Raw genomic sequence first — 9,573 nt, 5'->3', positions numbered from 1 at the left:
GCCCAGCCGGTCGGCCAGTTGGGCTCCGCAGTCCGGGCCCAGCCCGCGCAACTGGACGTTGCCGCGCGAAGTGAGATGCAACTCACCATCGCCCAGGCTCTCCGCCAACGCCCCCAGGGCATCCGCCTGCACCGCGGTCAGCAGACCCCCGGGAACACGGACGCGGGCCAGCGCACCGTCGTCCGCCCGGTGCAGCCGCAGCGTGCCGGGGCAGGCGTCACCACGGCCCCGGGACGACGCGTCTCCGGGCAGCGAAGGCGAAGTGGCAGGTGGGGGCATGGCGGCGAGCATACCGACCATCTGACCAGATCCGTATGTCCTCCATCAGTTGACCGGCCCTTACTATGCCTAGTGACGGGCCATCCGGCACGTCGTCGCCACAGACGGCGACAGGGGAGGAAGTCCGGTGCAATTCCGGCACGGTCCCGCCACTGTGAGCCCGGCCCCGGCCGGGCGAGTCAGGAACTCCCTTCCCCGAGCGCTCGACTCCGTCGAGCAGGGGAGACCCCATTCCGACACCGCCCGGGGCGTGGACACCCCGAGGAAGGCCCGACGCCGCATGATCCTGCTCCTGTCGACGTCCGACACCGACCTGCTCAGTGCCCGCGCCTCGGACGGCCCGGTCTCCTACCGCTACGCCAACCCCTCCCGGCTCCCGCTCCAGGACCTCCCGCAGCTCCTGGACGGTGTCGACCTGGTCGTCGTACGCCTCCTCGGCGGCGTACGCGCCTGGCAGGACGGCCTCGACCAAGTGCTCGCCACCGGACGCCCGGTGGTCGTTCTCACCGGTGAACAGGCCCCCGACGCCCAGCTGATGGCCGCCTCCACGGTCCCCATCGGCATCGCCGCCGAGGCCCATGCCTATCTGGCCCACGGCGGGCCCGCCAACCTGGACCAGCTCGCCCGCTTCCTCTCCGACACCGTCCTGCTCACCGGCCACGGCTTCGCACCGCCCGCCCCGGCACCCTCCTGGGGCCCGCTGGAGCGCACCCCCCGCCGCACCGACGGCCCGGTCGTCGCCGTGCTCTACTACCGCGCCCACCACATGAGCGGCAACACCGCGTTCATCGAGGCGCTCTGCCGTGCCGTCGAGGACACGGGCGCCCGCGCGCTGCCGCTGTACGTCGCCTCGCTGCGCACCCCCGAGCCCGAACTCATCGAAGCGCTGCGCGCCGCCGACGCGATCGTGACCACCGTCCTCGCCGCGGGCGGCACCCGGCCGGCCGAGGCGTCGGCGGGCGGCGACGACGAGTCCTGGGACGCGGGCGTCCTCAGCGGCCTCGACGTACCCATCCTCCAGGCCCTCTGCCTCACCGGCTCACGCACCGACTGGGAAGGCAACGACGAGGGTGTCTCCCCGCTCGACGCCGCCAGCCAGATCGCGGTCCCCGAGTTCGACGGCCGCCTGATCACCGTGCCGTTCTCGTTCAAGGAGATCGACGAGGACGGCCTGCCCGCGTACGTCGCCGACACCGAGCGCGCCGCCCGCGTGGCCGGGATCGCCGTGCGCCACGCCCGGCTGCGCCACATCCCGGCCGCCGAGAAGCGGATCGCGCTCGTCCTGTCCGCCTACCCGACCAAGCACTCCCGGATCGGCAACGCTGTTGGCCTCGACACCCCGGCCAGCGCCGTCGCCCTGCTGCGCCGACTCCGGGACCAGGGATACGACTTCGGTACGGAGGAGGTCCCCGGCCTCGTGTCGGGCGACGGCGACGAACTGATCCGGGCGCTGATCGAGGCGGGCGGCCACGACCAGGAGTGGCTCACCGAGGAGCAGTTGGCCCGCAACCCGGTCCGGATTCCGGCCGCCGACTACCGGCGCTGGTACGCGACCCTCCCGGCCGAGCTCCGTGAAGCGGTCGAGCAGCACTGGGGCCCCGCCCCGGGCGAGATGTTCGTGGACCGGTCGAGCAACCCGGACGGCGACATCGTGCTCGCCGCCCTGCGCCACGGCAATCTGCTCATCCTCATCCAGCCGCCGCGCGGCTTCGGCGAGAACCCGATCGCGATCTACCACGACCCCGATCTGCCGCCCTCGCATCACTACCTGGCCGCCTACCGCTGGATCGCCGCCCCGGCCGACGACAACGGCTTCGGCGCCGACGCCATGATCCACCTCGGCAAGCACGGCAACCTGGAATGGCTGCCCGGCAAGAACGCCGGCCTCTCCGCCGCCTGCGGCCCCGACGCGGCCCTCGGCGACCTCCCGCTGATCTACCCGTTCCTGGTCAACGACCCGGGCGAGGGAACGCAGGCCAAGCGGCGAGTCCACGCCACCCTCGTGGACCACCTCGTACCGCCGATGGCACGCGCCGACAGCTACGGGGACATCGCCCGGCTCGAACAACTCCTGGACGAGCACGCCCAGATCGCGGCGATGGACCCCGCGAAGCTCCCGGCGATCCGCGCCCAGATCTGGACCCTGATCCAGGCCGCCAAGCTCGACCACGACCTGGGGCTGGAAGACCGCCCCGAGGACGAGGGCTTCGACGAGTTCATCATGCATCTCGACGGCTGGCTCTGTGAGATCAAGGACGCCCAGATCCGTGACGGCCTCCATGTCCTGGGCGGCGCCCCGGCCGGTGCCGACCGGGTCAACCTCGTCCTCGCGATCCTGCGTGCCCGGCAGATCTGGGGCGGCACCGCCTCCCTGCCGGGCCTGCGCGAGGCCCTGGGTCTCGACGAGTCCGCCGCGACCCGCGTCACCGCGGACGAGGCCGAGGAGCGGGCTCGCACCCTGGTCCAGGCGATGGAGGACGCGGACTGGTCCCAGGACGCGGTCACCGAGGTGGCGGCCGGGCACCCGCGGGCGGTCGCCGACATCCTCCACTTCGCCGCCCGTGAGGTGGTACCCCGGCTGGCCGCCACGACCGATGAACTCGCCCACACCCTGCACGCGCTGGACGGCGGATTCGTCCCCGCCGGACCCTCGGGATCCCCGCTCCGCGGGCTGGTCAACGTCCTGCCGACCGGCCGCAACTTCTACTCCGTCGACCCCAAGGCCGTACCCTCGCGCCTCGCCTGGGAGACCGGCCAGGCCCTGGCCGACTCGCTCCTGGAGCGCTACCGCACCGACAACGGCGACTGGCCCACCTCGGTCGGCCTCTCCCTGTGGGGTACCAGCGCGATGCGCACCGCCGGTGACGACGTCGCAGAAGCCTTCGCCCTGCTCGGCGTCCGCCCGGTCTGGGACGACGCCTCGCGCCGTGTCACCGGCCTGGAAGCGATCCCGCCGGCCGAACTCGGCCGCCCGCGCATCGACGTCACCCTGCGCATCAGCGGTTTCTTCCGCGACGCCTTCCCGCACACCATCGGCCTGCTCGACGACGCGGTCCGCCTCGTCGCCGCCCTGGACGAGCCGGCCGAGCAGAACCACGTACGCGCCCACACCCAGGCCGACCTGGCCGCCCACGGCGACGAACGCCGCGCCACCACCCGCATCTTCGGCTCCCGCCCCGGTACGTACGGCGCCGGTCTGCTCCAGCTCATCGACTCCCGCGACTGGCGCACCGACGCGGACCTCGCCGAGGTCTACACGGTGTGGGGCGGCTACGCCTACGGACGCGAACTCGACGGCCGCCCGGCCCGCGAGGAGATGGAGACGGCGTACAAGCGCATCGCGGTCGCGGCCAAGAACACCGACACCCGCGAACACGACATCGCCGACTCGGACGACTACTTCCAGTACCACGGCGGCATGGTGGCCACCGTTCGCGCCCTGCGCGGCACCGCCCCGGAGGCGTACATCGGCGACTCCACCCGCCCCGAGACGGTCCGCACCCGCACCTTGGTGGAGGAGACCTCGCGGGTCTTCCGCGCCCGGGTGGTGAACCCCAAGTGGATCGAGGCGATGCGCCGGCACGGCTACAAGGGCGCCTTCGAACTGGCCGCCACCGTCGACTACCTCTTCGGTTACGACGCGACGACGGGCGTGGTCGCCGACTGGATGTACGACAAGCTCACCGAGACGTACGTCCTGGACCCGACCAATCGCGAGTTCCTCCAGCAGGCCAACCCCTGGGCCCTGCACGGCATCGCGGAACGGCTCCTGGAGGCGGAGTCCCGCGGCATGTGGGCCAAGCCCGACCCGGCGGTCCTCGACGCCCTGCGCCAGGCGTACCTGGAGACGGAGGGCAACCTGGAGGGCGAGGACTGACCTCCGAGCCCGGCACCGAACCACCGGACAGCGACATGTGACGAGCCCCGGCCGGAATGCCGGCCGGGACTCGTCGACCCGAGTCGAGTGCGGGAGCGGGAGCCGCCGGAGTGCGCTTGGCGGGCTTGTAGGCGGCGCGCGCCGGAGCTTAGAGTGTGCGGGTCGTGGTGTTCGGGAAGACCGGTGACAGACTTCAGGAAGTCTCAGACCGGAGCGGCCCTCGCCACTGTGATCGGGGAGTATCCGCCCCCTTGACGCCACTGGCCGCAGAGCGCGGCCGGGAAGGCAGGGACGGATACGAGCGCGAGCGAACCCGTAAGCCAGGAGACCGGCCACGGCATCTCACGAAGTAATCCACGAGGTGCTGGAGCGTGACCGCATGACCCTGCCCGATTCCGCCGTGTTCAAGTGGCGACGCGAGGACACCGTCCGAACAGTGGGGCTGCTCGCGGTGATCGCCGCCCTGCATGTGCTGGCATTCGGCGTGCTGTTCCTGCTCGTCGTCCCGCGGCACTACGAGGTCGGCTCCAAGGCGTTCGGCATCGGGCTCGGGATCACCGCCTACACGCTCGGCATGCGGCATGCCTTCGACGCGGATCACATCGCCGCCATCGACAACACGACCCGCAAGCTGATGGCCGACGGCAAGCGGCCCGTGTCGGTCGGATTCTGGTTCGCGCTGGGCCACTCCAGTGTGGTCGTCACCATGGCCGCGCTGGTTGCCGGCGGCGCACAGCTCGCCGGAGTGCTGATCAACGAGGACTCGGGCACGCACCAGGTGCTCGGTGTGGTCGGCACGACCGTATCCGGGTCCTTCCTCTACCTGATCGCCGCATTGAACCTGGTCGCGCTCGTCGGCATCCTGCGGGTCTTCCGGGCGATGCGGGCCGGCCGCTTCGACGAGTCCGAGCTGGAGCGGCATCTGGACTCGCGAGGGTTCATGAACCGGATCCTGGGCCGGTTCACCCGCTCCATCACCAGGCCCGGCCAGATGTACCCGCTCGGCTTCCTCTTCGGCCTCGGCTTCGACACCGCCACCGAGGTCACCTTGATGGTCATGGCGGGCAGCGGCGCCGCCGCCGGTCTGCCCTGGTACGCGATTCTCTGCCTGCCGCTGCTGTTCGCCGCCGGGATGAGCCTTTTCGACACGCTCGACGGGACGTTCATGAACTTCGCCTACCAGTGGGCCTTCTCCAACCCGGTGCGCAAGGTCTTCTACAACCTTGCCATCACGGGGCTGTCGATCGCCGTCGCCTTCCTCATCGGCACGATCGAGCTGGTCACCGTACTGCACGACAAGCTCGATCTGCGGGACTCGGTCACCGGCTGGATCTCGGGCCTGGACCTGGGCAATGTCGGCTACATCATCGTCGGGCTCTTCGTGGTGGTGTGGGCGGTGGCACTGGCCTACTGGAGACTCGCCGACGTCGAGCAACGCTGGACGGCCCGCGCCGCCGACAGCGCCTGACGCCGGGCCGCTCGGCATCGGCGGGACCGGACGAGGCGCCCGATACGCGTTCCGGTTCCGCCGAACGGCGTGAATCCGCCGGGCCTCACGCCATTGGCCCAGGCAGACGTACTGCTCCGCGAAGAGGCGTCACCCGTCCTGCCGCCGGGCATAGTGTCGCCCGTGGCGTGGAAGCGATCTACGCATGACCGAAAGTGGCAGTCCTTACATCCAGTCGCCCCGGATCACCGTGCTGGGAGTGCAGCCCGGCGACCCGCCCTTCCGCCTTGTGGAGATCGACGGGGAGGTGGTCAGCGCGGCAACGTCGATGCTGGATGTGCTCGCCGTCGCCTCGGCCGCGGGAATCAGGGTCCACGACCTCGACGACCCGGGCGTGGTGCGGTGGGTGGGTGGCGGAAAATTCCATTGGAGACCGCACTGAGATTCGTACCGGGCGATCGTGCGGCCGGGCGGTCCGGCCGCACGGGCGGTTCGCCGACGGGCCGAGCAGTGGGTTCAGGCCCGTCGCCCGCTCCGCCGGCCGCCGCTCGGCGGGGTGCTGCCGATGGCCCGCGGCCACTGCTCAGCCCCGGTACGGCTCCCAGCGGTCCGACCAGGTGCCCTCGGGGAAGCTGTAGCGCAGACGTTCCCACCGTCCGCCGTCGGTGCCGGTGACGACGATGGAGAAGGTGTCGTGCGGGAGCGGTTCCACGGTGACCCCGCTCGTCGCCACTACGCCCATGGACGTCCACACGGTCCAGTTCCCCGCGGTGTCGTTCCAGCGCGTCCAGACCGCCCGATCGGTACCGATCGCGAATTCCTGCCGGGTGCCGTTGGCGAACGTGTAGAAGCTGACGCCGTACTCGCAGATGATGGAGCCGCCGCGCACCTGGCAGACGCTCGCCTGTGCCGGTGCGGCCGCCACGGCGATTCCCGCCACGGCAGTGGCCGCCACGACAACTGCCTTGATTCTCCGCAGGTCGATGGCTGACTCCTTCGGCGATGTAGTCGACGGTCGGCCCGCGGGGACGCGCGAACACAACACACGAACAGCGGCGCGCGAATCCGGGTACGTCGTCACGAGTCGGAGGCGAGGGCCCGGCGGGCCCCGAACTCTCCCGTCCCGCACTGACGTTCCACTCACGTTTCGCTGACGTTTCGCTGACGCCGCGGTCGGGGCACCGCCGTGTCGGGCCCCGACCGCTCGGACTGCTGCCGCGGCCTCAGGCCAGCGATGCGGCGCGGGCGGGGTCGATCGCGTACTGGAGAGGTTGGTCATGTATAAAGCGTCGGAGTTCGTCGAGCACAAGCTCTCCGAGACGATGACGTTCGGCCCCGAGGGCACCGCCGAGGTGGGGTGTCAGGACAACGTTGGGAAGGGTGAAGAGTGGCGAGTCATGGGCGGGAGGCTCCGGGTGCGTGACATCGAGTACGGCGGTGAGGTCGGGTCTGGCGCGCAGGACCTCCGCCGCGGCGGTCTCGTCGATGAGCGCGCCGCGCGCGGTGTTGATCAGCGTCGCGCCGGGCCCCAGGGAGTTCAGCAGCCGTGTTCCGATCGTGCCACGGGTCTCGGGCAGAAGGGGCGCGTGGAGACTGACGACCTGGCAGGTGGCGAACACTTCCTCGATGCCGACCAGCCGGACGCCCGCCCGCCGGGCGGTCTCCGGGGAGGCGATGGGATCCGTGGCGAGGATCTCGATGTCGAAGCGGCCGAGGTGGGCCGCGACGAGACGGCCGATGTGACCGAGCCCCAGCAGGCCCACGCGTGACCGGTAGGCGCCCGGCACCTGGGGGTTGTGGGGGAAGCGGCGACTGCTTGCCACCTCCCGGGTGATGCGATGTACCTGCTTGAGTCCGAGGAGGACCTGAGCGAGAGTGAACTCCGCGACCGGGACGGCGTTGGCCGCGGCCGCGGAGACAATCGGAATGCCGCGCGCCCAGAAGGCGGGTGTGGTCAGGTGCCGCACGGAGCCCGCGGCGACGAGGACTGCCCGCAACCGGGGGGCATGCGAGAGGAAGGCGGCATCGAGTACGGGCGCGCCCCAGCCCGTGAACAGGACATCGACCTGTCGCAGCACGTCGGGATCCTCGTCGAGCTGCTGCCGTGTGAGGGGTGAACCCTGCAGGTGTACGAGACTTTCGATTTCGGCTAGAACCTCCGGGGGATAGACGTCGGCCCTGCGTTCTTCCTCCATGACCAACAGGGCTGTCGGTCGGCGTGCCGGCTCGTTCATGGCGTTGCGCTCCTCAGCTGTTCGCTGACAGGCCGTCAGTGAATCGACTCGTGAGCCCTGGTCGGGCGCGTGGGGAAATGTCTGACCTGATGTTGAAGATTGGCGTGGCTTGTTCGGTGCCTTGGTCGGCGCACTGGCAGCACGATACATCGGATGATTGAACAGGTCTCGGATGAAGATCGGTCATCCGGGATTCGCTGTCCGGTCGGCTGTCGCGTTCGGGTGCGATCGGCGTACGGTCGGCCGACCTGCGCTCAAGTCCACTGAACTGCCGTTCCGTCAGGTGTTTTCACGAGGTGATCAATTGACTCGTGGAGGTGTCGGCCGGTGGGGGAGGGGTGCGGTGGTGTGTCCGGCAAGGCTCTCGCGAGCCATCGCGAGATTTTTGTATTCATCGGACTATTGACCAAGGATTCGGACGCCGTTAGCGTCCCAGCAAGCGCTTTCCAGGCCAGCTGTGATGCGGCGAAACAGGAGTTGTCATGCAGAGATCGCGGTGGATCGGTGCGGGTGTTCTCGCTTCCGCACTGGTCCTCACCAGCTGTACATCAGGGCCTGCGGGAGTGGATGCCAAGCAGAACTCGAAGGCACCGCTCGAACTGTGGACCCGGACGACACCGGGCGGACCGGGAGAGCAGGGAGCGCTCAAGCTCGCTGCCGCCTTCGAGAAGTCCACCGGCTACAAGGTCAAGGTCACGGCGATCTTCGACGACTTCGAGACCAAGCTCCAGCAACGGGCCGCGCAGAAGAACCTGCCCGACATCGTCATGAACGATGTGACACAGCTCGGCGCCATGCACAGCCAGGGCCTGCTCCGGGAGATCGACCTCGAAAAGATCAAGAACGGCAAGCAGGCCGTCGGCCAGGGGCTGGACTCCGGCAAGAGCGTGGACGGCAAGCAGTTCGGCCTGCCGTACTCGGCGCAGGCGTCCGCGCTGCTCATCCGCAAGGACTGGCGGGAGAAGCTGAAGCTCGAAGTCCCGCGGAGCTGGGACGACTTCGCCGCGATGGCCGAAGCCTTCACCACCAAGGACCCCGACGGCGACGGCAAGAAGAACACGTACGGCCTCGCCGCTCCGCTGTCCACCAAGCGCGGATACGCCTCCTGGTACTTCTCCAACTTCCTCTGGGCCGCGGGCGGAGACTTCATCGCCGAGGCCGGGGACGGCAAGTACAAGCCCGCGATGACCACGAAGGAATCGGTTCAGGCCGTGCAGTGGTTCCGCGACCTCGGTTGCCGGAGCAAGGTCATCCAGCCGGGCGCCGTGACCATGGAGACCCCGCCCACGAACGAGACGTTCGAGGCGGGCCGGACCGGCATGTTCGTCGTCGGCCCGTATCTGCTGCCCCGCTTCGACGAGACCCTCGGCAAGGACAAGTACGAGGTCGTGCCGATGCCCAAGGGGCCGAAGGACGCCACCGTGCTCGCCGAGGGCGGGTCCATCTACCTGATGGCGGGCTCCGAGAACATGGCGGGGCAGGACGCCTTCGCCGACTTCGCCCTCGCCGCCGAGGGCCAGAAGACCGGGATGGAGGGCGACACCGGCTTCACCGTACAGCTGCCCGTCAACAAGACGGTGGACATCTCCAAGGTCCGGCCCGACCCCCGCTGGAAGACCTACGCCGAGATCTACCGGAACGCGCGCTGCACGGGCAGCTCGACCACACCGGACCCACAGCCTGGCCGGGCCTGGCCACCGCGCCGGGCCCGGTCCCACCACCCCGGCACAGCGCAC

The 9,573-nt window shown here is 69.8% G+C and carries 6 protein-coding genes, 1 pseudogene and 2 riboswitches; of the genes and pseudogenes, 4 read left to right on the top strand and 3 right to left on the bottom strand.

The window, feature by feature from the left end:
- Window positions 1-291 (bottom strand): annotated as a pseudogene (locus tag ABZY11_RS39865) (precorrin-3B synthase); the annotation flags it as partial.
- A 47-nt stretch (window positions 292-338) separates the two neighbouring features.
- A riboswitch (cobalamin riboswitch) is annotated at window positions 339-488 on the top strand.
- Between the two features lie 71 nt (window positions 489-559).
- On the opposite strand from ABZY11_RS39865, the gene cobN reads away from it, so the two are divergent.
- The 3 genes from cobN (at window position 560) to ABZY11_RS39850 (ending at window position 6,045) form a co-directional block, all read left to right on the top strand.
- Window positions 560-4,156 carry a cobaltochelatase subunit CobN gene (gene cobN / locus ABZY11_RS39860; protein ID WP_356483860.1) on the top strand — a complete coding sequence of 1,199 codons (3,597 nt, stop codon included), beginning with the start codon at window positions 560-562 and terminating at the stop codon, window positions 4,154-4,156.
- Between the two features lie 148 nt (window positions 4,157-4,304).
- Window positions 4,305-4,508: riboswitch (cobalamin riboswitch) on the top strand.
- A 27-nt stretch (window positions 4,509-4,535) separates the two neighbouring features.
- A complete protein-coding gene (locus tag ABZY11_RS39855; protein ID WP_356483859.1) occupies window positions 4,536-5,624 on the top strand; it encodes a HoxN/HupN/NixA family nickel/cobalt transporter in 1,089 nt (362 codons plus the stop codon).
- A 184-nt stretch (window positions 5,625-5,808) separates the two neighbouring features.
- Window positions 5,809-6,045: a hypothetical protein gene (locus ABZY11_RS39850; protein ID WP_356483858.1), complete on the top strand. Its 237-nt coding sequence runs from the start codon at window positions 5,809-5,811 to the stop codon at window positions 6,043-6,045.
- A gap of 141 nt (window positions 6,046-6,186) precedes the next feature.
- Here ABZY11_RS39850 and ABZY11_RS39845 read toward each other — a convergent pair whose 3' ends face one another.
- Both ABZY11_RS39845 and ABZY11_RS39840 read right to left on the bottom strand, forming a co-directional pair.
- On the bottom strand, window positions 6,187-6,558 hold the full coding sequence (locus ABZY11_RS39845; protein ID WP_356483857.1) for a hypothetical protein: 372 nt from the start codon (window positions 6,556-6,558) through the stop codon (window positions 6,187-6,189).
- A 268-nt stretch (window positions 6,559-6,826) separates the two neighbouring features.
- Window positions 6,827-7,837 (bottom strand): hydroxyacid dehydrogenase, encoded by a 1,011-nt coding sequence (locus tag ABZY11_RS39840; RefSeq protein WP_356483856.1) that lies wholly within the window; start codon window positions 7,835-7,837, stop codon window positions 6,827-6,829.
- Between the two features lie 482 nt (window positions 7,838-8,319).
- On the opposite strand from ABZY11_RS39840, the gene ABZY11_RS39835 reads away from it, so the two are divergent.
- Window positions 8,320-9,573, top strand: a 1,254-nt coding sequence (locus tag ABZY11_RS39835) for a sugar ABC transporter substrate-binding protein (RefSeq protein ID WP_356483855.1), incomplete at its 3' end; no start/stop codon positions are given.

This window comes from Streptomyces sp. NPDC006510, from assembly GCF_040611955.1.
Classification (GTDB): Bacteria; Actinomycetota; Actinomycetes; order Streptomycetales; family Streptomycetaceae; genus Streptomyces.
This window is presented reverse-complemented; position numbering and strand designations above follow the sequence as displayed.